The following is a 23,259-nucleotide window of genomic DNA, read 5'->3' on the forward strand; positions in this document are numbered from 1 at the left end:
TACACGCTGCACATCCTGCTGCTGCCGGGCATCATGCTGGCGCTGGTCGGGGCGCACCTGGCGCTGGTCTGGTACCAGAAGCACACCCAGTTCCCGGGGGTGCGCCGCAAGGAGACCAACGTGGTCGGGGTGCGGATCATGCCGTACTTCGCGCTCAAGGGCGGGGCGTTCTTCACCCTGGTCATCGGGGTGCTGGCGTTGATGTCGGGGCTGTTCCAGATCAACCCGGTGTGGAACTTCGGCCCGTACAACCCGGCGCAGGTGTCGGCGGGCTCGCAGCCCGACTGGTACATGGCCTGGGCGGACGGCATGCTCCGGATCTGGCCCGCGTGGGAGGTCTACCTCGGGAACTACACGATCCCGGCGGTGTTCTTCCCCGGCGCGATCGGCATGCCGATCCTGTTCGGCCTGTTCCTGGGCTACCCGTTCATCGAGCGGAGGCTGTCCAAGGACACCGCGCACCACAACCTGCTCCAGCGGCCCCGGGACGTCCCGGTCCGCACGGCGCTGGGCGCGATGGCGCTGGGCTTCTTCATGGTGATCGAGCTGTCGGGCTTCAACGACATCATCGCCGACCAGTTCGACATCTCCCTGAACGCGACGACGTGGGCGGGCCGCATCGGCGTCCTGCTCGTGCCGCCGGTCGCCTACTACCTCACCTACCGGCTCTGCCTGGGCCTGCAGCGGGCCGACCGCGAGGTGCTGGAGCACGGCGTCGAGACGGGCATCATCAAGCGGCTGCCGCACGGTGAGTTCATCGAGATCCACCAGCCGCTCGCCGGCGTGGACAGCCACGGCCACGCGATCCCGCTCGAGTACCAGGGCGCGTCCGTGCCGAAGAAGATGAACAAGCTGGGCTCGGCCGGGCACGCCGTCCCGGGCACGCTCTGGTCGCCGGACCCCGCCGAGGAGACCGCCGCGCTGGAGCGGGCCCACGGCAACGGGCACGGCAACGGCCACTCCGCGGACGAGAACGGCCAGCACGGTGAGTTCGACTCCGCCGAAGCGGCCTCGGCCGCCAAGCGGTCGGACCACTAGCACCGCAGATCAGCCCGATGGCCACCGCCGGTTCGCCGGCGGTGGCCATCGGTGTTTCCGGGCTGGCACGATGCGCGGCATGGAACGTGTGCTCGGCATCGGTGGTTACTTCTTCCGCGCGGCGGACCCGGCCGCCCTGGGGGCCTGGTACCGGGACTTCCTGGGCCTCGACGCCGACGAGCACGGCTCGTGGCAGCAGCAGCCGGGGCCGACGGTCTTCGCGCCGTTCGAGGCCGGGACGGACTACTTCGGGTCGCCGTCGCAGCAGGTCATGCTCAACTTCCGGGTCCGCGACCTCGACGCGATGCTCGCGCAGCTGCGCGCCAAGGGCGCCGACGTCGCCGAAGAGGTCCAGGACATGGACGGCATCGGCCGCTTCGGCTGGGTCACCGACCCCGCCGGGAACCGCGTCGAGCTCTGGCAGCCGGCCTGACCCCGCCGGTCAGTCTTCGACGCCGATCGAGAAGGCCGACTCGGTGTCGGTGCGGGAGTACGACCGGAACGCGATGTGCGTGACGGTGTCCAGCACGCCCGGCACCTTCCCGATCCGGCCGGGGATGAGGTCGGCCAGCTCTTCGTGCGCGGACACCTGGACGGTGGCGATGAGGTCGACGTCCCCGGCGCACGAGTAGACCTCGCCGACACCGTCGATGTCGGCGATCGCCTGGGCCGCGTCCGGGATCGCGTCCGCCTCAACCTGGATCAACACGATCGCGGTGATCACCTGGGGTCCTCCAAGACTCGGCTGCGGGTGTCGCCGGTGATCCTAGTGAGCCGCCTCGCTACGCCGCCGTGTGCGCCAGCCAGTGCTCGGCCAGGGCGCGGTCGCCGGTGCGGCGCACGCGGTCCGCGGGGAGCCGGCGGGTGAGGACGAGCAGGAGGTCCTGGACGGGCCCGGCGAGGGTCGCGTCGGCCGTGTCGCCGCCGGGGGCCCAGCGGACGCCGTCCGGGGTGCGGGTGACGAGCCAGCCGGGGCCGTCGTCCGGGGCGACCCGCAGGGTCTGGCCGGTGCCGCGGAGCTCGGCGAAGGCGGGGTTGAGGGTCGGCGTCACGGGGTCGGACAGGACGTCCAGCCACTCGCTGATGGCGTCGGCGGCGAGGTCGGGGGCGACCTCGAAGGCGGCGCCGGTGGCGAACGCGGCGTCGGCGTGGTGGACGGTGGTGTCGTGCGCCATCCGCCGCAGCCAGAACCGGGCGGGTCCGGGGCCGAAGAACGTCCACACCGGCGTCTCGCCGGCGGCCAGGACGGCGTCTTCGAGGTCGGCGGCGCCCTGGAGCAGCCAGTCGGACCACTTCTCGGGCGAGCCGGGGTCGGCGTCGAACGGGTCGGGGACGGGGGAGGGCCCGGAGCGGACGATGCCCGCGGCCCAGCGGTGGGCCTGGCCGATGTGCCCGACGAGCACCCGCAGCGGCCATTCGGGGCAGGTGGGGACCCGGGCTTCGGGGTCGGCGCCGGTCACCGCCCCGGCGAACCCGGCGGTGTGGTCGTGGAGGCCTTCGGCGAGTCTGGTGGTGTCCATGGCCGTACCGTAGGAATTCCACCCGGCTGGAGGTTCGACCGAAGGTGACCGAGGACACACTGGGCATCGGCGACCTGGCCCGCCGGACGGGGGTCCCGGTCCGCACGATCCGGTTCTACTGCGACGAGGGCCTGCTGGAGCCGGCCCGCAGCGTGGGCGGCCACCGCCGGTTCGAGGCAGGGGCGGTCGACCGGCTGAACCTGGTGCGCCGGCTGCGCGGCCTCGGGCTGGGCCTGCGGTCGATCACCGGCGTCCTCGCGGGCGACCGCTCCCTGGACGACGCGGTGGCGGCCGAGCGGACGGCACTGGACCGCGAGCTGGCAACCCTCTCCTGGCGGCGTTCGGTGCTGCGGGCGGTGGAGGAGGCCCCGTCCCGGCTGGACCTGCTCTCGGCGGTCCAGGACGGCGAGGGGGCGCATGCCGCGCTGGTGCGGCTGTGGGAGCCGATGACCGCGGGCCCGATCCCGCCGGACACGGCCCGGATGTTCCTGGATATCAGTGCGCCGCTGCCGCCGGATTCCCCGACGACCGCGCAGGTGGTCGCGTATGCGGAGCTGGTCGTGCTGGCGGCCGACCGGGAGCTGGCCGTGGGGCTGCGGGCGAGCACGCTGGTGGCGCACGAGCGGGTCGCGGATCTGGGGGTGCTGCACGCCGAGGTGGGGGAGGCGTGCGGACTGGCGGCTGATGCGGTGGTGGCCGGGCGGCCACCCGCGTCCGGGGCGGCGCTGGACCGGTTCGTGGCGGCTCACGCGACGGCGCACCGGAGGGCGGACAGCCTGGAGTTCCGCCGCGCGCTGAACCGGCGGACGGCGGTGGACCGGTCGCCCCGGCTGCGGCGGTACTGGCAGCTGGCGGGGGAGGTCACGGGGGAGGCGGCGCCGATGGGGGTTGCGCACACCTGGCTGCTCGATGCGCTGGGCAGATCGGTGGGGTGAGGGTGCGGGGGCCGAGACGGACCGCGCGGTCGCCCTGCGGCTTCAGTGGCGCCCGATGGCGAGGTGCCGCTCGGGAGTGACGGCACGTCGGCCTGCTTGCGCCCGGGAGCAGTGGCACCCGCCGCTGCGGTTGGCCCCGCGACCGCCCCGTCAACTCACGTGCTCCAGTGAATGCGCCTCCGTCACCAGGTCGAGCCACCCCCGCCACCCCGCGACCGCCGCCGGCTCCGCCCACGGCCTCGTCGTCCTCACCAACCGGACACCCGGGCGAGCCAGCCACCGCAGCAACACCCCGACCTCCTCCGGCGGCGCGCCGTGCAGGGGCCCCGGTTCCGGCAGCACCGTCTCCGCCGAAGCCACCAGAACCTCGACCACCGGCATCGGCGGCACCCCTCGCGGGGCGACTCCCGCCGACGCCAGGCGTCCGTAGCGGATCACCGCCAGTTCCCAGCCGCCCGCGCCGTCCGGGCCCGCCGCGATCAGCTCGCCGATCGAGGCCAGCGATCCCTGCCGGTGCGCCCTCCCCAGCGCCCGGATCAAGGCCGCCAGCTCGTCGCGATGGCGGGCCGCCTGTTCGTAGTGCTCACCGGCCGCCAGCCGCTCCACGTGCTCCGCCGCGGTGTGCAGGGGGCGGCCGTCCAGGCCCGCGATCAGGCCGGACGCCGACGCCACCAACGGCTCGTACGCCTCGACGCTCTGCCGTCCCGCGCAGGGGGCGCCGCAGCGGCCCAGCTCCGCCAGGACGCACGGGGTGCCGTTCGGGGAGCGGGGTGAGATCCGCTGCGTGCACGTGCGCAGGCCGGACGCGCCGGCCAGGGTGTCCGCCGTCGCGCGGGCGTCCGCCTGGTTGCGGAACGGGCCCAGCACGCCCGGGCGCGGCAGGCGGACCACCGACAGGCGGGGGAAGGCCTCGTCCGTCAGCCCGATCCACCAGCCCTGGGGGCGGTTCTTCGACCGGCGGTTGTACGCGGGCCGGTGCGCCGCGATCAGCCGCAGCTCGCGCACCTCCGCCTCCAGCGCGTGCGCGCACACGACGTGGTCGACGCGCTCGGCCAGCGCGACCATCTCGCGGATCCGGCTGCGGTTCTCCGAACCCGTGAAGTACGTCCGCACCCGCCGCCGCAGGTCCTTCGCCGTGCCGACGTACAGGACCTCCTCCTTCGGGCCCTTGAACAGGTAGACCCCCGGAGCGGCCGGCAGGTCCGCCGCCAGGTGCCGTTTCGCGCGCTGGGCGACCGTCACCTCCGGGAGGTAGCCCATCAGCTCCTCGAGCGAATGGACGCCCAGGTTGCCGACGCGCTCCAGCAGGCCGTGCAGGACGTCGACCGTGGCCCGCGCGTCGTCCAGCGCGCGGTGCGTCGGGCGGGTCCGGGCGCCGAACAGCAACGCCAGCGCCGTCAGGTTGTAGCGCCCCACCTCGTCGCGCGGCACGACCCGGCGGGCCAGCCGCGCGGTGCACACCACCGTCAGCTTCGGCCACACGTACCCGTGCGCCTCGCAGGCGGCCCGCATGTGCGAGGTGTCGAAGCCCGAGTTGTGCGCCACCAGCACCGAGCCGCCGATGAACTCCAGGAACGCCGGCAGCACCTCCTCGATCGGCGGGGCGTCGTACACCATCAGCTGGGTGATGCCCGTCAGCGAGACGATCTGCGGCGGGATGGTCTTGCCCGGGTTGACCAGGGTCGCGAACTCGCCGAGCACCTCGCCCGCGCGCACCTTCACCGCGCCGATTTCGGTGATTTCGGACGCGCCCGGCCCGGCTCCCGTGGTTTCCAGGTCGAAGACCACGAAAGTCGTTTCCCGCAACGGGGTTCCGAGCTCGTCGAACGCGAGTTGTGCCTGGATCGAACGCATGGTCGGACTGTAGGGCCGACCACCGACAGTTTCCGCGCGCGGCCGGTCCGTGTGCCGCGCGGCGCGGGATGCGGGGGCGGGGCCTACCCTGGACCAATGCACCCGCAGCCGCTCGTGCCGGAGCCGCCAGGGGACCCCGCCGGTCCCTCGGGTGTCGCCTCGCGCCCGGAACCGGCTGAAGAGGCCGCTGACCGGCCGGAACCCGCCACCTGGCCGGCGCTGCCCGAGCCCGTCCGGGACCGCATCGCCGAGCTCGCCGCGGCCGCCGTCGCCAAGCTCCCCGGCACCGACGTGCCGCGCCAGCTGCGGCCGGTCGCCAAGTTCGCCCCCGCCAAGCGCGCCAAGCTCGGCGGGGCCGCCCTGCTGGCCTCACTGGGCGAGTCCTCGCAGTTCCGCACCGCCGTCATCGAGTGGTTGCGCGAACACCGCACCGACGCGCTCGACCCCAACGCCACCGACTCGGTCGCCGCGGCGGCCGCGGCCGTCCTGCTCGGGGAGTCCGGCGCCGCCGGGCGCGTGCGGCTGGTCGCCAAGAACGCCGAAGAGAACGCCCTGCGCGCCGAACGCGACGCCGCGCTGGCCCGCAACCAGCGGCTCGAAGCCGAACTCGGCCAGGTCCGCGCGGAGCTCGCCGAGGCCCGGCAGACCGCCGAAAGTGCCCGGGGCGAGCGCGAAGGCGAAGTCGAGAAGCTCCTGAAACGCCTTCGCGAGCAAGGCGTCCAGCTGCGCCAGGCCCGTGACGCGGCCGAAGCGGCGGCCGCCGAGGCCGACCGCGGTTCCGCCGCCCGCGCCGACGAGATCGCCGCGCTGACCGCGCAGCTCGACCGCGAACGCCAGCGCGTCGCCGGGGAACGTGCCCGCGCCGAACGCGCGGCCGCCGACGCCGAGATCGCGCGCCAGTCCGCCCGCGAGGCCCGGCAGGCCGACGAGGTGCGGCTGGGGCTGCTCATCGACACGATCGACGGCGCCGTCAACGGCCTGCGGCGCGAACTCGCCATCGGCGCCCGCGGCGCCCGCCCCGCGGACATGGTGCGCGGCACCCGGTCCGGCACCGGGCAGGGCGGCAAGATCGCCGACGTGTCCACGTTGGACCGCTACCTCGCGCTGCCCAACGTCCACCTGATCGTCGACGGCTACAACGTCACGAAGACCGGCTACCCGGAACTGGCCCTCGCCGACCAGCGCGACCGGCTGATCCACCAGCTCCAGGCGCTGGCCGCCCGCACGTCCGCCGAGGTCACCGTGGTCTTCGACGGCGCCGGCGTGCTGTCGGTCCCCGCGTCGGTGCCGCGCGGGGTGCGGGTGCTGTTCTCCGACCGCGGCGTGCTGGCCGACGACGTGATCCGCAACATCGTCGCGACCGAGCCCGCGGGCCGGCCGATGGTGGTCGCGACGTCCGACCGCGCGGTGGCGGACTCGGTCCGCGGCGGCGGCGCCCACCCGACACCCTCGTCGGTGCTGGTCAGCCGCCTGTCCCGGGTCTGACCGGCCGACCCGCCACCCGATCGCGCGGCCCGAAACGTCATGGACGGGTCGTTCACCGCGTCGGACGCGGTGAAAGGGTCGTTCATGACGTCTCGCGCGCCACGTCCGGACGGGGGCGTGGGCTAGCTCGCCCGAAACTGTCGGGGGTGCCCCGTACCGTCCTCCTCAAGTCGGAACCGACGTGAGGAGGACCACGTGAACGACACCCCTGACCTGTCCGAAGTGGACGTCTCGCACATATCCGTCGAGGACATCGAGAACCTCGTGGTGGACTGCGATCGCTGCGTCGTGCGCGGCATCTCCTGCCACGACTGCGTGATCAGCGTGCTGCTCGGCGCGCCGCCCGCCGTCGTGTGGGACGCCGACGAGCGCCGCGCCGTCGACGCACTCGCCGAAGCGGGGATGGTGCCGCGGCTGCGCTTGGTGGAGGGAGCGGCTTTGCGCACCGCCTGACGCGCCCGTTTCGTGTCGGCGCGCCGAATGGTCGATCGGATCAGGTGAACGGTCGGTGACCGAACAGGCTGCGGGAATATCCCCAGCGTGTAACGCCCATCACATGTTTTCTCCATAGCTGGTCCGATGGTGTTTCCGGGCGCTACGGAGAGTTTTTGGCCGACGGGTGGTGGACGTCGTGGCGGACTTTTCGTAACCTGTCCGAGATCTCGTGGCCCCCGGCCGTCGATGTAGGCGGCGACGCGAGATCGCCGCCGGACGCAGCTTTGTCGGGAAGCTGGGAACCGGAACCACCACCGCTTGCTTCACCAGTTGCGGATGAAGCAGCCCCGAAGCGGTGGGGACGAGCGGCGAAGAGGACTCCCCGGCCTCTTCGTGCCCCGGTCCCCGACGGCGGCCGAGACCAAAGGAGACCCGCGCGACCGTGCAGTCGCATCCAGTCAGGCGCGTGGTGTCAGGTGCCCTCGCCGCGGCTTCGGTGATCACCCTCGTCACCGTGGCCCAGCCGACGGCCATCGCCGCCCCCGTCCCCGTCCTCCAGGCTCCGCCCACCGGTTCGGACGCCCTCGCCCAGTACCGCGACCTCGCGGCACAGGCCGAAAAGCTCAACGAAGACCTGCTCAAGGCCCAGGACGACCTGAAGGCCAAGCAGGGTGAGCTCGACAAGGCCTCCAACGACGTCAACGCGGCGAAGGACCAGGCCGCCCAGGCGTCCGCGAACCAGAAGAAGTACCAGACCGAGGTCGACAAGTTCGCCGGCGCGTCGTTCACCAGCGGGGTCCAGCTCAACAAGCTGTCCGCGCTGCTGGCCGGCACGTCCACGCAGGACTTCCTCGACCGCTCCTCGGCGCTCGAGGTGATCGCGACCGAGAAGAACGGCGCGATGGGCAACCTCACCGGCTCCGTCCAGCAGGCCAACGACGCCACCGCCAAGGCGACCGACGCGGCGAAGCGCGCGACGGACGCCCGTGACGCCGCGGCTAAGCTGACGCAGGACATCCAAGCCAAGCAGAAGACGCTGAACGACCAGATCAACCAGCTCAAGGCCGCCAACAAGAGCCTCAGCGCGGCCGACAAGGCCCTGCAGGGCGACAAGGGCGGCACGGCGCCGAACGTCCAGGCGCCCACCGCGGCCGCCCAGACCGCGGTCAACGCGGCGCTGAGCAAGCTCGGCAGCCCCTACGGCTGGGGCGACACCGGTCCCAGCTCGTTCGACTGCTCGGGCCTGATGCTGTGGGCTTACGGCAAGGCCGGGATCAAGCTGCCCCGCTCGAGCCGCGAGCAGTCCACGTTCGGCGCCGCGGTGCCGCGCGACCAGCTCCAGCCGGGCGACCTCGTGTTCTACTACTCGCCCGTCTCGCACGTCGGCATGTACATCGGCGACGGCAAGATGGTGCACGCGCCCGACACCGGCGACGTCGTGAAGATTTCGCCGCTGCAGAGCCAGTACGCGGGAGCACGCCGCCCCACGTCGTGATTCCGAGCGCAGCTGTCGAAAGGGCGGTACCGCACACGCGGTGCCGCCCTTTCGGCTGTGCCGGCCGAGGCGGCCGCTAGCCTCTGGGACGTGCTCAAGACCCTGCTCGTGACCAACGACTTCCCGCCGCGGCCCGGGGGGATCCAGAACTACCTGAACTCCCTCGCCACCCGGCTGCCGTCGGACGACCTGGTCGTCTACGCGCCTTCGTGGGAGTCTCGGACGGGGTCGCACGAGGAGTTCGACGCCGAAGCGCCGTTCGAGGTCGTGCGGCACCCGACGTCGCTGATGCTGCCGACGCCGGACGTGCTCCGCCGCGCGAAGCAGATCATGCGGGCGCGGGACTGCGAAGCCGTCTGGTTCGGCGCCGCGGCTCCGCTGGCGCTGCTGGGGCACTCGCTGCGCCAAGCGGGTGCGCGGCGGATCGTGGCGTCGACGCACGGCCACGAAGTCGGCTGGTCCATGCTCCCGGCGTCGCGGCAGGCGTTGCGCCGCATCGGCGACACCGTGGACGCCGTCACCTACGTCAGCCGGTACACGCGCGGCCGGTTCGCCGCCGCGTTCGGCCCGATGGCCGGGCTGGAGCTGCTGCCGTCCGGTGTGGACACCGGGCTGTACCGGCCGGATCCCGCCGGCCGCGCGGAAATCCGCGCCCGGCACGGCCTTTCCGACCGGCCGACCGTCGTCTGCGTGTCGCGGCTGGTCCCGCGCAAGGGCCAGGACCAGCTGATCCGCGCGCTGCCGCTGATCCGCGAACGCGTGCCGGACGCGGCGCTGCTCATCGTCGGCGGCGGGCCGTACCGCAAGAAGCTCGGCCAGCTGGTCACCGGGCTCGGCCTGGAGCGCGACGTCGTGCTCACCGGCTCGGTGCCGTGGTCCGAGCTGCCCGCCCACTACGCGGCCGGCGACGTCTTCGCGATGCCCGCCCGCACCCGCGGCAAGGGGCTCGACGTCGAAGGGCTCGGCATCGTCTACCTGGAGGCGTCGGCGACCGGGCTGCCGGTCGTGGCCGGCAACTCCGGCGGGGCCCCGGAAACGGTGCTCGACGAGGTCACCGGGCACGTCGTCGAAGGCCGCGACACCGGTCAGCTCGCCGAGACCGTGGCCAGCCTCCTGGCCGACCCGGTGCGGGCGCGCCGGATGGGCGAGGCGGGCCGGGCCTGGGTCACCGAGAACTGGCGGTGGGACACCATGGCCGGGCGGCTGTCCGGCCTGCTCGACGGCGATCCGGTGGCCGTCGTCCGCTGAGCTTCACGGCGTGTAGAGCGCCGGGTGCCGCGGGTCGTCGACGCGCACGACGACGTCGGCGAGCGAGCACGGGTCCACTTCTTCCTCGTAGCGTTCGTAAGCCGGGACCGCCCACTCCTGGAGGACGCGGCGGTGCAGCGCGGCGGGGGAGAGCCACAGGTGCACGGCCAGGTCGAAGGCCAGGCCGGCGCCGAGCAGCAGTTCACCGTCGAGGAGCACGACGCCGCCTTCGGGGACGGGCACCCGCTCCGCCCGGGTCGCGCGGTCGCGCCCGGCGTCCCACAGCGACGGCAGCACCTCGCCGGAACCGCCGTCGCCCAGCGGGTCGAGCACTTCACGGCGGAGGGCGCCGAGGTCGAGCCAGTCGGTGTAGCGGGCGTCGGGGTTCGTGCGGCCGTGCTCGTAGCGCAGCGACGCGGGGCGCAGGAAGTCTTTCGCGGACACGCGCAGGGCGGCGCGCCCGCGCAGGCGCAGCGGGTCGACCAGGGCGTCGGCGAGTTCCGTGGTTTCCGTCGCACCCGCCGCGCCGTCGACGGCGACCGCGAACCGCGGACGCCCGGTGAGCGCGTCGATGCGTTCGGCCAGTTCTTCGGCCAGCACGGCCGGGGAGATGGGGCGGTAGCGCACGAGCACTGATCCTGCACCCGGGCCACCGGCCGGTTTCGTCGTACCCCGGTGGGAGGATGCGGACATGACTTCCTCAGTGGGGAAAACGGCCGATGTCGGCTGGAACATCGGGGTTTCGCGGACGCTGCCGTACACGGCGGAGACGGTCTGGGAGTTCCTGGTCAGCCGGGACGGCGTCGCGATCTGGCTCGGTCCCGGCGTGGAACTGCCGCGCGAACCGGGCGCGGAGTACGAAACGGCGAACGGCACGGTCGGCGAGATCCGCGGCTACGCCGAGAACGACCGCGTGCGGCTCACGTGGCGCCCGGGCGACTGGGACCACGACTCGACCGTCCAGGTGCGGCTGAGCGGCGCGGGCGCCAAGACCACGCTGCGGTTCCACCAAGAATGGCTCGCGGACGCGGAAGAACGCGAGCAACAGCGGGCATACTGGCAGGACGTGACCGAGCGCGTGGTGGCGGCACTCGCCGAGCGCTGAAGCGGACTGCACGGGGGAGCGGGATGACGACTTTCGAGGTGGCCGAGGACTTCGCGCAGGACGCGCACCTGTTCGCGGAGCTGCTGCGCGCGGGCGGGCCGGTGCGCCGGACCCGGATGCCGCGCGGCCTGGACTGCTACATCGTGACGGACTTCGCGCAGGCGAGGGCGCTGCTGGCGGATCCGCGGCTGCACAAGAACAGTGCGCGCGCCCGCGAACTGTTCGAGGCGAAGCTGCCCTCGGGCCAGGCGACCCAGGCCGGGGTGGGTGCGGATCTCGGCTTCCACATGCTCAACTCCGACCCTCCGGACCACACGCGGCTGCGCAAGCTGGTGAACAAGGCCTTCACGGCGCGGACCATCGCCCGGCTGCGGCCGCGGGTGGAGGAGATCACTTCGGAGCTGCTCGACGCGCTGGCCGGGCAGGAGCGGGCCGACCTGCTGCCGGCCTTCGCCGCGCCGCTGCCGATCACGGTGATCTGCGAGCTGCTCGGGGTGCGCGCGCAGGACCGCACGGAGTTCGCCGCGTGGTCGAAGACGCTGCTGAGCGCCTCGCAACCGGAGGAGATGCAGGCCGCCGGGCAGAACATGTTCGGCTACCTCACCGACCTGATCGCGCAGAAGCGCGCCGAGCCGGCCGAGGACCTGCTGTCGGACCTGGTGCACGCGACCGACGACGGGGACTCGCTGTCCGAGCCCGAGCTCGTCTCGATGGCGTTCCTGCTGCTGGTCGCCGGCCACGAGACCACGGTCAACCTGATCGCCAACGGCGTGCTGGCGCTGCTGCGCGAGCCGGCGCAGCTGGCCCGGCTGCGCGCCGAGCCGGAGCTGCTGCCCAACGCCGTCGAGGAGCTGCTGCGCTTCGACGGCCCGATCCACCTGGCGACGCTGCGGTTCACCGCCGAGCCGGTCGAGGTGGGCGGCGTGACGATCCCGGAAGGCGAGTTCGTGCTCGTCTCGCTGCTGGGAGCGAACCGGGACGCCGAGCGCTACCCGGAGCCGGACCGCCTGGACATCACGCGCGCGGCGGGCGGGCACCTGGCCTTCGGGCACGGCATCCACTACTGCGTGGGCGCGCCGCTGGCCCGCCTGGAAGCGGAGATCGCGCTGGGCGGGCTGATCGCCCGGTTCCCGGAGCTGGCGCTGGACGCGAAGCCGGACGAGCTGGTGTACCGGCCGAGCTCGCTGGTGCACGGGCTGGAGGCGTTGCCGGTCCGGCTGAAGTGACGTCGTAGGCTCCACCTTCCTCCCCACCACCACCCTCGACGGAGCCGCTGCGCGGCCTGTTTTAATCCGGTCATGGACACCGACCTGCTCGCCTTGGACGCCCAGCACGTGTGGCACCCGTACGCGCCGATGCCGGCGAAGGTGCCGTCGCTGCTGGTGACCGAGGCGAGCGGGGTGCGGCTCAAGCTGGCCGACGGCCGCGAGCTCGTCGACGGGATGTCGTCGTGGTGGTCGGCCATCCACGGCTACCGGCACCCGGTGCTCGACGCCGCGCTCACCGCGCAGGCCGGGCGGATGAGCCACGTCATGTTCGGCGGCCTGACGCACGAACCCGCGATCACCCTGGCGAAGACCCTCGTCGACCTGACCCCGGACGGGCTGGAGCACGTCTTCCTCTGCGACTCCGGGTCGGTGTCGGTCGAGGTCGCCGCGAAGATGTGCCTGCAGTACCAGCGTTCGCGCGGGCTGCCGGAGAAGCGCCGGCTGCTCACCTGGCGCGGCGGCTACCACGGCGACACGTTCACGCCGATGAGCGTGTGCGACCCCGACGGCGGCATGCACTCGCTGTGGCGCGGGGTGCTGCCGGAGCAGGTCTTCGTGCCCGCGCCGCCGTCCGGGTTCGACGCGCCGCCGGATCAGTCCTATGTGGACATCCTGGCCGAGGCGATCGCCGCGCACGCCGGGGAACTCGCGGCGGTGATCGTCGAACCGGTCGTGCAGGGCGCCGGCGGCATGCGCTTCCACCACCCCGCCTACCTGCGCGCGCTGCGGGAACTGACCGAAGCGCACGACGTGCTGCTGATCTTCGACGAGATCGCGACCGGCTTCGGCCGCACCGGCACGCTCTTCGCCGCGGAGCACGCGGGCGTGACGCCCGACGTCCTGTGCGTGGGCAAGGCCCTGACCGGCGGCTACCTGAGCATGGCGGCGACCCTGTGCACCCCGGAGGTGGCGGCGGGCATTTCGCGCGGCGCGCTCCCGGTGCTCGCGCACGGCCCGACGTTCATGGGCAACCCGCTGGCGTCGGCGGTCGCGAACGCCTCGCTCGGCCTGCTCGCCGACGGCGGCTGGCGCCACGACGTCACCCGCTTGGAGAAGGGCCTCCTGGACGGCCTCGCCCCGGCGCGCGACCTCCCGTCGGTCACCGACGTCCGGGTCCTCGGCGGCATCGGCGTGCTGCAGCTGGACCACCCGGTCGACATGGCGGTGGCGACCGAGGTGGTCACCGGGCACGGCGCTTGGCTGCGGCCGTTCCGGGACCTCGTCTACGCGATGCCGCCGTACGTTTCGACGGACGACGACCTGGCCGTGATCACCCGCGCGATGCTCGCGGTCGCCGAAAAGGCGTGATTTCAGCACATCGGGTGTGACCACGCCCACAGCGAGACCCGAAGGTCCCTCATCGTCGCGCTGCGTGCCGGAGCAAGATCGACACCACGCGATCGGCGGAGGTTGCCGGGACGCGGTTCGCCTGAAAGATCCGCCGGCGCGAACCGATCCGTACCGGAGCAAACGCGAGAAATGCTTGCGTAGCAGACATTTCGCCTGGTTTCGGCGATCCTGCCCCCATGATCGAGATCGTTCGTGGCGAACACGACACCGGCCCCCCGAAGCACCCCCACCACCGGGAGAACCTCAAGCACGACCTCCTCGCGTCGATCGTCGTCTTCCTCGTCGCCGTCCCCCTGTCCCTCGGCGTGGCCTTCGCCGCCGGGGCGCCGCTGCTCTCCGGCCTCGTCTCCGCCGTCGTCGGCGGGCTGGTCGCGAGCCTCTTCGGCGGGTCGCCGCTGCAGGTCAGCGGGCCGTCCGCCGCCCTCACCGTGGTGCTGGCCGACACGATCGCCACCCACGGCTGGCCCGTCACCTGCGCGATCACCGTCGCCGCCGGGCTGCTCCAGATCCTCTTCGGGCTGACCCGGCTCGCCCGGGCCGCGCTCGCCGTCTCGCCCGCCATCGTGCACGGGCTGCTCGCGGGCATCGGGGTCACGCTCGTGCTCGGGCAGCTGCACGTCGTGCTCGGCGGGACGGCGCAGGGCTCCGCGCTCGCCAACGTCGTCGCGCTGCCGCGGCAGATCGCCGCGCACCACGACCAGGCCGTGCTGATCGGGGTCGTCACCCTCGCCGTGCTGGTCGCCTGGCCGCGGCTGCCCTCGGTCGTCCGCCGGGTGCCCGCGCCGCTGGCCGCCGTCACGCTCGCCACCGGGCTGTCCGTCCTGACCGGCATGTCGCTGCCCCGCGTCGACCTCCCGGCCGGGCTGCCCGCGCTGCACGTCGTGCCGCGGCTGCCGGAGGGCGGCTGGGGCGGGTTCGCGCTCGCCGCGCTCACCATCGCGCTCATCGCCGGCCTGGAGAGCCTGCTGTCCGCCGTCTCGGTCGACAAGCTCCGCGGCGGCCCGCGCACCGACCTCGACCGCGAGCTCATCGGCCAGGGCGCGGCGAACGTCGCCGCCGGCGCGCTCGGCGGGTTCCCGGTCACCGGCGTCATCGTGCGCAGCATGACCAACTACGAGGCGGGCGCGCGCACCCGGCTGTCGGCGATCCTGCACTGCGTCTGGATCCTCGCGGCCTGCCTGGCGCTCACCGGGGTGCTGCGGCTGATCCCGCTGGCCGCGCTCGCCGCGCTGCTGGTGTACGTCGGGTCGAAGCTCGTGAACCTCAACGGGCTCAAGGAAGTCCACCGCCACGGCGACCTGCCGGTGTACGTCGTCACGCTCGCCGGCGCGGTGGCCGTCAACCTGCTCACCGGCGTCGCGGCGGGGATCCTGCTCGCGCTCGCGATGATGCTGCGGCGGATGCTCTTCTCCGGGATCCACGTCGAGAAGGACGGCGAACGCCACCGCGTCGTCGTCGAAGGCGCGCTGACGTTCCTGTCCGTGCCGCGGCTGACCCGGGTGCTCGCCGAGGTGCCGCCGCACGCCGAAGTCCGGCTGGAGCTGCTCGTCGACTACCTCGACCACGCCGCGTTCGACTGCCTGCGCGGCTGGCAGCAGGCGCACGCCGGGGCGGTGACGGTCGACGAGATCGGGCACCCGTGGTTCGCGCGCGGGAGCTCGGACGCGCCGACCGTGCGCCGCAGCGTCGCCGCGCGGGTCGTGCCGCGGTGGCTCGCGCCGTGGTCGGAGTGGCAGGCCGAGCACGTCGTGCTGCCCGCCCAGCGCACGGCGAGCTCGCTGCTCTGCCGCGGCGCTTCGGAGTTCCAGCGCCGCACCGCGCCGCTGCTGCGCGACACGTGGAGCGGCCTGGCGCACGGCCAGCAGCCGCACACGCTGTTCATCACCTGCGGCGACGCGCGGATCGTGCCCAACCTGATCACCACCAGCGGGCCGGGCGACCTGTTCACCGTCCGGAACATCGGCAACCTGGTGCCCCCGCCGGACGGCGACGACTCGTCGGTCGGCGCGGCGATCGAGTACGCGGTCGGCGTGCTGGGCGTGGCCGAGATCGTGGTGTGCGGCCATTCCGGCTGCGGCGCGATGAAGGCGCTGCTCGGCCAGGCCCCGGCCGGGCTCGAGCAGCTCGGCAGCTGGCTCCGCCACGGCGAAGCGACGTTGCGACGCCGAAGCCGCGAAGCGCCGTTGCTGCTCGGCGGGGAGCGGCCGGCCGCCGAGGCCGACCAGCTCGCGCTGCAGAACGTGGTGCAGCAGCTGGAGATCCTGCGCGCCTACCCGGTGGTGGCGGCCGCCCTCGAGCGCGGCGCGCTCCGGCTCACCGGCATGTACTTCGACGTCGGCGCGGCGCAAGTGTCCCTTTTGGACGACGCGGCCCGCGGCTTCGTCCCGGCGGGTGCGCTGGAGCACTGACCCGGACGGCCCTCGGTGTGGCGCCGGGCCCGGCCGGCGTCACATCCGAGGCTGTGAAACCCTTGTGTAGTACGGAATTCAACTGTCACCTGACAGGCCCGTGCTTGTGAACGGCTTGTTAACGACTTGTCCGGTATGTGACATTCGAGCTAAATACCGCCATTTATTCACCCGATCGAGTGGTGCATAGCGGACATTTCACTCGTTTTCCGGTTGCATGGCGATCATGAGACCCCTCGCCGTGCTCCGCCACGACCTGCCGGCCTCACTGGTCGTCTTCCTCGTCGCAGTACCCCTGTCCCTGGGCATCGCCCTCGCTTCGGGCGCGCCGGTCGCCGCCGGGCTCGTCGCCGCCGTCGTCGGTGGCGTCGTCGCCGGCGCGCTCGGCGGCTCCGCGCTGCAAGTGAGCGGGCCCGCCGCCGGCCTGACCGTCGTCATGGCCGAAACCATCCAGACGTTCGGGTGGGTCGTCACCTGCGCGATCACCGTCGCCGCCGGCGCGTGCCAGATCCTGCTCGGGCTGAGCCGCATCGCGCGCGCCGCGCTGGCCATCTCGCCGGCGATCGTGCACGGCATGCTGGCCGGCATCGGCGTCACGATCGTGCTCGGCCAGCTCCACGTCGTCCTCGGCGGCAAGGCGCAGAGCTCGGCGGTGGAGAACATCGCCGAGCTGCCCGGCCAGATCGTCGCCCACCACGACTCCGCCGCCGTGATCGGCCTGCTCACCATCGCCATCCTGCTCGTCTGGCCGAAGCTGCCCGCCGCCGTCCGCAAGGTGCCGGGGCCGCTCGCCGCGATCGCGGCCGCCACCGTCGTGTCGGTCGTGCTCGGCATGACGCTGCCCCGCGTCGAGCTCCCCGGCGACTTGCTGGACGTCCACCTCGTCCCGCAGCTGCCGGACGGCGGGTGGGGCGGGTTCGCCCTCGCCGTCGTCACGATCGCCCTGATCGCCAGCGTCGAAAGCCTGCTTTCGGCCGTGGCGGTGGACAAGATGCACACCGGGCGGCGCGCCAACCTCGACCGCGAGCTGGTCGGCCAGGGCGCGGCCAACATGCTCTCCGGCGCGCTCGGCGGCCTGCCGGTCACCGGCGTCATCGTCCGCAGCTCCACCAACGTCACCGCCGGGGCCAAGACCCGCGCGTCGGCGGTGCTGCACGGCGTCTGGGTGCTGCTGTTCGTCGTCCTGCTGGCCGGGCTGATCCAGAGCATCCCGCTGGCCGCGCTGGCCGGGCTGCTGGTGCACGTCGGCGCGAAGCTGGTCAACCCCGGCCACATCAGGACCGTCCTCGCGCACGGCGACCTGCCCGTGTACCTGCTGACGCTGGCCGGCGTCGTGGTGTTCGACCTGCTCACCGGCGTGCTCGCCGGCATCGGGCTGGCCCTGGTCCTGATGCTGCGCCGGACGCTCTGGTCGGGCATCCACGTCGAACAGGAAGGCGACGCCTGGCGCGTCGTCGTCGAAGGTGTCCTGACGTTCCTGTCGGTGCCGCGGCTGTCGAAGGTGCTCGGGACCATCCCGGCCGGCGTGCCGGTGCGGCTCGAACTGGTCGTCGACTACCTCGACCACGCCGCGTTCGAAAGCCTCACGACCTGGCAGCAGGCGCACGAGAACGCCGGCGGCACGGTCGAGGTCGACGAGGTCGGCCACCCGTGGTTCGGCGAGGGCAAGGCGGGCCGCCCGACGCGGTCGCGGCTGCACGCCAGCCGGGCGGTGCCGCGCTGGCTCGCGCCCTGGTCGGCGTGGCAGGCCACCGAAGGCATCCCGACGCAGCAGACCCGCAACGGCGCCACCGAGTTCCACCGCCGGGCCGCGCCGCTGCTCAAGGACACGCTGTCCGGGCTCGCGGACGGCCAGCGCCCGCGCACGCTGTTCATCACCTGCGGCGACTCCCGGATCGTGCCGAACCTGATCACCACCAGCGGCCCGGGCGACCTGTTCACCATCCGCAACATCGGCAACCTGGTCCCGGCCGGGCAGGCCGACCCGTCGATGAACGCGTCGATCGAGTACGCGGTCGGTGTGCTGGGCGTCGAAGAGATCGTCGTGTGCGGCCACTCGGGTTGCGGGGCGATGGCGGCGCTCGCCGACGGTCCGCCGCCGGGCCCGCTGTCGGTCTGGCTCCGCCACGCGGAGCCGAGCGCCCACCGCCTCGGCTCGGCCACGCTGGACGGCGCGGTCCCGGAGCGCGAAGGCGACCGGCTGGCCCTGCACAACGTGCTCCAGCAGCTGGAACACCTGCGCGAGTACCCGTCGGTGGCCGCGGCCGAGGGCGCCGGGAAGCTGCAGCTGACCGGGATGTACTTCGCGGTCGGGACGGCGCAGGTCCACTTGTTCGACGCGAAGGAGCGGACGTTCCGGCCGGCCGGGGCGCCGGTGGCGGTGCCGGGAGCCTGACCCCCGCACGCGGGCCGCGCCCACCCGGGCACCGGTCCGGTGAAAGGGTCGTTCATGGCGTCGGACGACGTGAACGACCCTTTCACGACGTCGCGGCCCGGCGCTGTGAGCGCCCGAGCACGGCCCGCGTGTGCGCACCCCGACCCCGGGTCACTAAGTTGATGGTCCGTGACCATGCTGGTGATGACGGGGACCGGGACCGGGGTCGGCAAGACGATCACCACGGCGGCGATCGCCGCCCTGGCGGCGGACGGTGGGCAGCGGGTCGCGGTGCTGAAACCGGCGCAGACCGGGGTGCGGCCCGACGAACCCGGTGACCTCGCCGACGTCCGGCGCCTGGCCGGCGACGTCACGACCCTCGAACTGCGCCGCTACCCGGACCCGCTGTCGCCCGAGGCCGCCGCGCGCCGCAGTGGCCTGCCGACGCTCGATCCCGGGGAGATCGCGCGGGCGGCGTCGGAGCTGGACACCGGGCACGACCTCACCCTGATCGAAGGCGCGGGCGGCCTGCTGGTGCGCTTCGACGCCACCGGGGCCAGCCTCGCCGACGTCGCCTGGTCGCTCGGCTCGCTCGTGATCGTCGTGGCCGAAGCCGGGCTCGGCACGCTCAACGCGACCGCGCTCACCGCCGAAGTCGCCACCAAGCGCGGCCTGACCGTCGCCGGTGTGATCATCGGCTCCTGGCCGGCCGAGCCGGACCTCGCGGCGCTGTCCAACCTCGAAGACCTGCCGGTGGCGGCCGGGGCGCCGCTGCTCGGCGTGCTGCCCGAAGGGCTCGGCGAAGCGTCGCGGGACGAGTTCCTCACCGCCGCCAGGGGCGGGCTCTCGCCGTGGTTCGGCGGCGAGTTCGACCCCGAGCTGTTCGCCGGGTGCGCTTCGGCGGGGAAGTGACCTGCGTCGCTGTCGCCCGAGGGGCCCGTCAGGCACGATGAGGGACGCTTCCGTCACGACCAAGGAGACGCCTTGACCGCAGTTCCGGACACCGACGTCCTCGCCCATGCCCGTGAACTCGTCCTCGAAACCGGCGCCGGCCTGGGGGAAGCCGAGGTCCTCGAGGTGCTGCGGCTGCCCGACGACCGGCTGCCCGACCTGCTCGCGCTCGCGCACGAAGTGCGGATGCGCTGGTGCGGGCCCGAGGTGGAGGTCGAAGGCATCATCAGCCTGAAGACCGGCGGCTGCCCGGAGGACTGCCACTTCTGCTCGCAGTCCGGCCGCTTCCCGACGCCGGTGCGCTCGGCGTGGCTCGACATCCCGAACCTGGTCAAGGCCGCCCGGCAGACCGCCGAGACCGGCGCGACGGAGTTCTGCATCGTCGCCGCCGTCCGCGGCCCGGACAAGCGGCTGCTTTCGCAGGTCCGCGAAGGCGTGAAGGCCATCCGCGAGGACGGCAACGACATCCAGATCGCCTGCTCGCTCGGCATGCTCACCCAGGAGCAGGTCGACGAGCTCGTCGAGATGGGCGTGCACCGCTACAACCACAACCTCGAGACGGCGCGCTCGCACTTCCCCGCGGTGGTCACCACGCACACGTGGGAGGAGCGCTGGGACACGCTGCGGATGGTGGCCGAGGCGGGCATGGAGGTCTGCTGCGGCGGCATCATCGGCATGGGGGAGACGGTCGAGCAGCGCGCGGAGTTCGCGGTGCAGCTGGCCGAGCTGAACCCGCACGAGGTGCCGATGAACTTCCTCATCCCGCAGCCCGGCACGCCGTACGAGAACTACGAGATCGTCGAGGGCAAGGACGCACTGCGGACGGTGGCGGCGTTCCGGCTCGCGATGCCGCGCACGATGCTGCGCTTCGCCGGCGGCCGTGAGCTGACGCTCGGCGACCTCGGCGCGGAGCAGGGCATGCTCGGCGGCGTCAACGCGATCATCGTCGGCAACTACCTGACCAACCTCGGGCGGCCGGCTTCGGCGGACCTCGAGATGCTCGACGAGCTCAAGATGCCCATCAAGGCGCTCAGTGACAGCCTCTGACGCCCCGGCCTTTTGCGTCCACTGTGGACAGGAGTCGCCGGGCGGGGCGGACCACCCGGCGTGCCACAACCCCCGCACGGTGCTGGAACCGCCGCGCTACTGCACGTTCTGCGCGCGGCGGCTGGTGGTCCAGGTGAGCCCGCTCGGCTGGACGGCGAAGTGCAGCAGGCACGGCGACACGGCCGGCGGCTGACGGTGGTTGCACGCTGACCGGTTACCCTCGGTCGCAACACGCACGCTTTTCGGGGGCTCCGGGTGGCGGAGCCCCCGGCCCGGGGCGCAGCCCCGGTTGGTGCAGTTGCAGGAGGGAGTCCGGGTGAATGAGACGTCGGGGCCCGCGCACCGGCCGTCGGCCGTGGCCGGGCCGTGGTCGGTGCCCGTGCTGTTCCGGGAGCGGCGGCCGCGGGTGGTCGTCAAGGCCGACCTGCTGCCCGCGGTGAGCGTGTTCAGCACGGTGGGCCTGCTGAGCTTCCCGCTCGCCTTCGCGTGGTCCCGGCTCGCGCCGCCCGAGCGCGTCCGCATCATCGCCGCCGACGGCTCCCAAGGCGCGCTGGAGCTGGAGAGCTGGCACCGGTTCGACGACCTCGCGGTGTTCGGGCTGATGACGCTCGGGCTCGGGATCGTCGTGGGCGTCGTCAGCTGGCTGCTGCGCGAACGCCGCGGCCCGGTCGTCTTCCTGGCCGCCGTGCTCGGCGTGGCGCTCGCGGGCGTGCTCGCCATGCTGCTCGGCGTCACGTGGGCGAACAGCCACTACGCCATCACCGATCCACCCGCGCTCGGCTCGGTGATCGAGCTGGCACCGCGGCTGGAGTCGTGGTGGGTGCTGCTGACCGGCCCGCTCGGCGTGTCGATCGCCTACAGCCTGCTGGCCACCTGGAACGGACGCGACGACCTGGGCCGCCGCCTGGGCTGAGTGGTTTGCCCTACTCTGGTGCCCTCACTCACAGGGGGTATCGGCAGTGACCGAAGACATCGAAGTTTCGCGGAGAGACGCCGTCCGGTTCCCGGGCATCAGCTCGCGCGCGTACGAGCACCCGGTGGACCGCGGCGCGCTCGCCACGCTGCGCGCGGTGCCCGGGTTCGCTCAGGTCGTCAAGGCCATCTCGGGGTTCTACAACGAACGCGGCGAGCGGCTGATGGCGCTCGCGTCGTCGATCCGCGTCGGGCCGAAGCAGTACCCGGAGCTCGAGCGGCTGCGCCACGAGTGCGCCGAGACGCTCGACCTGCCGTCGGTGCCGAACGTGTTCGTCTTCCAGGATCCGCGGGCGCGGGCCGAGACGGTCGGCATGGACGAGCCGTTCATCCGGCTCAGCACCGGGCTCGTCGAGCTGATGAGCCCCGATTCGCTGCGGTTCGTGCTCGGGCACGAGATGGGGCACGTGCTGTCCGGGCACGCGGTGTACCGCACGATCATGGTGCGCTTGGTCGCGCTGCAGCTGTCGATGTCGTGGACGCCGGTGAGCGCGCTCGGCATCCGGGCGGTCATCGCGGCGCTGCGCGAGTGGTTCCGCAAGGCCGAGCTGTCGTGCGACCGCGCCGGCCTGCTGTGCGGGCAGGACCCGACGGCGGCGTTGCGCGCCCAGATCCAGATCGCGGGCGGCATCGACCCGTCGCGCATCGACATCCCGTCGTTCCTGCAGCAGGCGGCGGAGTACGAGTCGGTCGAAGACCTCCGCGACAGCTTCCTCAAGCTCAAGTTCGTCGAGACGGAGTCGCACCCGTTCGCGGTGGTCCGCGCGGCGCAGCTGCAGCGGTGGGCGGCTTCGCCGGAGTACCGCGCGATCCTGGCCGGCGACTACCCGCGCCGCGACGACGACAAGCCGGCGTCGGACTGGAAGGACGACCTCAAGGCGGCCGCCCAGTCGTACAAGGAGTCGTGGAACTCCTCGGCCGACCCGCTGACGAAGGCGTTCAGCGACGCCGGTGAAGCGGTCTCGGGCGCGGCGGGCAAGGTGTGGAACAAGTTCGGGAACGGCAACGGTTCCTGAGCCGCGTCAGTTGAGGCTGGCCGGGCGGCTCAGATCGGTGAGTTCGCCCGGCGGCAGCGGCACCGCGCCGAGTGTGTTCAGGAAGCCCGTCTCCCGCGTCAGCAGGCGGCACGCGATGCGGAGCCGGCGCAGCGGGTGGCGTTCCTCCAGGAGGCGCTGGCGGTCTTCCAGCGGCAGCAGGCAGTCCGCGGCCAGCACGTAGGCCAGCTCCTCGAGCGTCGTGTCCGGCTCCGGGCTGGTCCAGTCGTCGCTGCGCCACGCCGTTTCGCAGTAGCGCTGGTGGGCCGCGCGGGCGACCGTCGCCAGGCGCTCGGCCATGCCGCCGGACGGGGCCACCGGCTCGTCGTCGAGCCACTCCACCGACGCGATCAGGTACGGCGCCGACGTGCAGTCGAGGTCGGTCAGGCGGAAGCGGCGCTGGGCCTGGGTGACGACGTCGAAGCGGCCGTCCGGGAGGCGTTTCGCCTCGCGCAGGATCGTGCTGCAGCCGACCTCGTACAGCTGGTCCAGACCACGTACCTCGCGGGTCAGCGACGAGCGGAGCGCGACGACGCCGAACTCCCGGCCCGGGACCGTGCCGCTCACGAGGTCCGCCGTCAGCTGCCGGTAGCGCGGTTCGAAGATGTGCAACGGGAGCTTGGTGCCGGGCAGCAGAACGGTCTGCAAGGGGAACAACGGCAGCAAGGTCGTCGTCGCGTCGCTTTCCGATTCCGGCTCGGTCACGGGTCAACCGTAAGGGGAGAACGCTGCTCCCGCAG

Annotated in this window: 22 protein-coding genes; 17 read left to right on the forward strand and 5 right to left on the reverse strand. The window is 72.8% G+C overall.

The window, feature by feature from the left end; genetic code table 11:
* Together AB0B33_RS03225 and AB0B33_RS03230 are read left to right on the forward strand one after the other, a co-directional pair.
* On the forward strand, window positions 1–1,038 hold a 1,038-nt coding region (locus AB0B33_RS03225; protein WP_360766233.1), incomplete at its 5' end, for a cytochrome b N-terminal domain-containing protein.
* A 79-nt stretch (window positions 1,039–1,117) separates the two neighbouring features.
* Complete coding sequence (locus tag AB0B33_RS03230) at window positions 1,118–1,471, forward strand: VOC family protein (RefSeq protein ID WP_247012550.1); 354 nt, start codon at window positions 1,118–1,120, stop codon at window positions 1,469–1,471.
* 9 nt (window positions 1,472–1,480) lie between these two features.
* On the opposite strand, the gene AB0B33_RS03235 is transcribed toward AB0B33_RS03230, so the two are convergent.
* Both AB0B33_RS03235 and AB0B33_RS03240 read right to left on the reverse strand, forming a co-directional pair.
* Window positions 1,481–1,762 (reverse strand): Lrp/AsnC ligand binding domain-containing protein, encoded by a 282-nt coding sequence (locus AB0B33_RS03235; protein ID WP_247012548.1) that lies wholly within the window; start codon window positions 1,760–1,762, stop codon window positions 1,481–1,483.
* Between the two features lie 58 nt (window positions 1,763–1,820).
* Window positions 1,821–2,558: a maleylpyruvate isomerase family mycothiol-dependent enzyme gene (locus AB0B33_RS03240; protein WP_360766238.1), complete on the reverse strand. Its 738-nt coding sequence runs from the start codon at window positions 2,556–2,558 to the stop codon at window positions 1,821–1,823.
* A 44-nt stretch (window positions 2,559–2,602) separates the two neighbouring features.
* On the opposite strand from AB0B33_RS03240, the gene AB0B33_RS03245 reads away from it, so the two are divergent.
* Window positions 2,603–3,493 (forward strand): MerR family transcriptional regulator, encoded by an 891-nt coding sequence (locus AB0B33_RS03245; RefSeq protein WP_360766241.1) that lies wholly within the window; start codon window positions 2,603–2,605, stop codon window positions 3,491–3,493.
* A gap of 150 nt (window positions 3,494–3,643) precedes the next feature.
* Here the strand turns inward: AB0B33_RS03245 and AB0B33_RS03250 are convergent, their stop codons facing one another.
* Window positions 3,644–5,347, reverse strand: a complete 1,704-nt coding sequence (locus AB0B33_RS03250) for a DEDD exonuclease domain-containing protein (RefSeq protein WP_360766244.1) — start codon at window positions 5,345–5,347, stop codon at window positions 3,644–3,646.
* A gap of 96 nt (window positions 5,348–5,443) precedes the next feature.
* Here AB0B33_RS03250 and AB0B33_RS03255 point away from each other — a divergent pair, with 96 nt between their 5' ends.
* The 4 genes from AB0B33_RS03255 to AB0B33_RS03270 all read left to right on the forward strand — a co-directional run bounded on the left by AB0B33_RS03255 (window position 5,444) and on the right by AB0B33_RS03270 (window position 10,010).
* Window positions 5,444–6,832: an NYN domain-containing protein gene (locus AB0B33_RS03255; RefSeq protein WP_360766247.1), complete on the forward strand. Its 1,389-nt coding sequence runs from the start codon at window positions 5,444–5,446 to the stop codon at window positions 6,830–6,832.
* 195 nt (window positions 6,833–7,027) lie between these two features.
* Window positions 7,028–7,285, forward strand: coding sequence for a hypothetical protein (locus tag AB0B33_RS03260; protein WP_247012537.1), 258 nt, complete (start codon window positions 7,028–7,030; stop codon window positions 7,283–7,285).
* 424 nt (window positions 7,286–7,709) lie between these two features.
* Window positions 7,710–8,762 (forward strand): NlpC/P60 family protein, encoded by a 1,053-nt coding sequence (locus tag AB0B33_RS03265; protein ID WP_360766252.1) that lies wholly within the window; start codon window positions 7,710–7,712, stop codon window positions 8,760–8,762.
* A gap of 90 nt (window positions 8,763–8,852) precedes the next feature.
* Complete coding sequence (locus AB0B33_RS03270; RefSeq protein ID WP_360766255.1) at window positions 8,853–10,010, forward strand: glycosyltransferase family 4 protein; 1,158 nt, start codon at window positions 8,853–8,855, stop codon at window positions 10,008–10,010.
* A 3-nt stretch (window positions 10,011–10,013) separates the two neighbouring features.
* Here AB0B33_RS03270 and AB0B33_RS03275 read toward each other — a convergent pair whose 3' ends face one another.
* A complete protein-coding gene (locus AB0B33_RS03275; RefSeq protein ID WP_360766258.1) occupies window positions 10,014–10,637 on the reverse strand; it encodes a uridine kinase in 624 nt (207 codons plus the stop codon).
* Window positions 10,638–10,701: 64 nt separating this feature from the next.
* On the opposite strand from AB0B33_RS03275, the gene AB0B33_RS03280 reads away from it, so the two are divergent.
* The 10 genes from AB0B33_RS03280 to AB0B33_RS03325 all read left to right on the forward strand — a co-directional run bounded on the left by AB0B33_RS03280 (window position 10,702) and on the right by AB0B33_RS03325 (window position 22,501).
* Window positions 10,702–11,115: an SRPBCC domain-containing protein gene (locus AB0B33_RS03280; protein WP_247012533.1), complete on the forward strand. Its 414-nt coding sequence runs from the start codon at window positions 10,702–10,704 to the stop codon at window positions 11,113–11,115.
* A 23-nt stretch (window positions 11,116–11,138) separates the two neighbouring features.
* Window positions 11,139–12,341 carry a cytochrome P450 gene (locus AB0B33_RS03285; RefSeq protein WP_247012531.1) on the forward strand — a complete coding sequence of 401 codons (1,203 nt, stop codon included), beginning with the start codon at window positions 11,139–11,141 and terminating at the stop codon, window positions 12,339–12,341.
* A gap of 72 nt (window positions 12,342–12,413) precedes the next feature.
* Window positions 12,414–13,691, forward strand: a complete 1,278-nt coding sequence (locus tag AB0B33_RS03290) for an adenosylmethionine--8-amino-7-oxononanoate transaminase (protein WP_360766263.1) — start codon at window positions 12,414–12,416, stop codon at window positions 13,689–13,691.
* A gap of 218 nt (window positions 13,692–13,909) precedes the next feature.
* Entirely contained in the window at window positions 13,910–16,141 is a 2,232-nt protein-coding gene (locus AB0B33_RS03295; protein WP_360766266.1) for a bifunctional SulP family inorganic anion transporter/carbonic anhydrase, read from the forward strand.
* 217 nt (window positions 16,142–16,358) lie between these two features.
* Entirely contained in the window at window positions 16,359–18,536 is a 2,178-nt protein-coding gene (locus AB0B33_RS03300) for a bifunctional SulP family inorganic anion transporter/carbonic anhydrase (RefSeq protein ID WP_360766269.1), read from the forward strand.
* Between the two features lie 168 nt (window positions 18,537–18,704).
* Complete coding sequence (gene bioD / locus AB0B33_RS03305) at window positions 18,705–19,427, forward strand: dethiobiotin synthase (protein WP_360766272.1); 723 nt, start codon at window positions 18,705–18,707, stop codon at window positions 19,425–19,427.
* A gap of 72 nt (window positions 19,428–19,499) precedes the next feature.
* Window positions 19,500–20,513 carry a biotin synthase BioB gene (gene bioB, locus AB0B33_RS03310; RefSeq protein ID WP_086856687.1) on the forward strand — a complete coding sequence of 338 codons (1,014 nt, stop codon included), beginning with the start codon at window positions 19,500–19,502 and terminating at the stop codon, window positions 20,511–20,513.
* A complete protein-coding gene (locus tag AB0B33_RS03315) occupies window positions 20,500–20,706 on the forward strand; it encodes a hypothetical protein (RefSeq protein WP_360766274.1) in 207 nt (68 codons plus the stop codon). Before bioB ends, AB0B33_RS03315 begins: the two co-directional genes overlap by 14 nt.
* Window positions 20,707–20,829: 123 nt before the next feature.
* The gene (locus AB0B33_RS03320; RefSeq protein ID WP_360766277.1) at window positions 20,830–21,426 is read left to right on the forward strand and encodes a DUF2567 domain-containing protein; all 597 of its coding nucleotides are present in this window, start codon (window positions 20,830–20,832) and stop codon (window positions 21,424–21,426) included.
* 46 nt (window positions 21,427–21,472) lie between these two features.
* Window positions 21,473–22,501: a M48 family metallopeptidase gene (locus tag AB0B33_RS03325; protein ID WP_247012516.1), complete on the forward strand. Its 1,029-nt coding sequence runs from the start codon at window positions 21,473–21,475 to the stop codon at window positions 22,499–22,501.
* A 6-nt stretch (window positions 22,502–22,507) separates the two neighbouring features.
* Here the strand turns inward: AB0B33_RS03325 and AB0B33_RS03330 are convergent, their stop codons facing one another.
* On the reverse strand, window positions 22,508–23,224 hold the full coding sequence (locus AB0B33_RS03330; RefSeq protein WP_360766280.1) for an LON peptidase substrate-binding domain-containing protein: 717 nt from the start codon (window positions 23,222–23,224) through the stop codon (window positions 22,508–22,510).
* Window positions 23,225–23,259 lie beyond the last annotated feature (35 nt).

It is taken from the genome of Amycolatopsis sp. NPDC049159 (assembly GCF_040648295.1).
GTDB lineage: Bacteria > Actinomycetota > Actinomycetes > Mycobacteriales > Pseudonocardiaceae > Amycolatopsis > Amycolatopsis pretoriensis_A.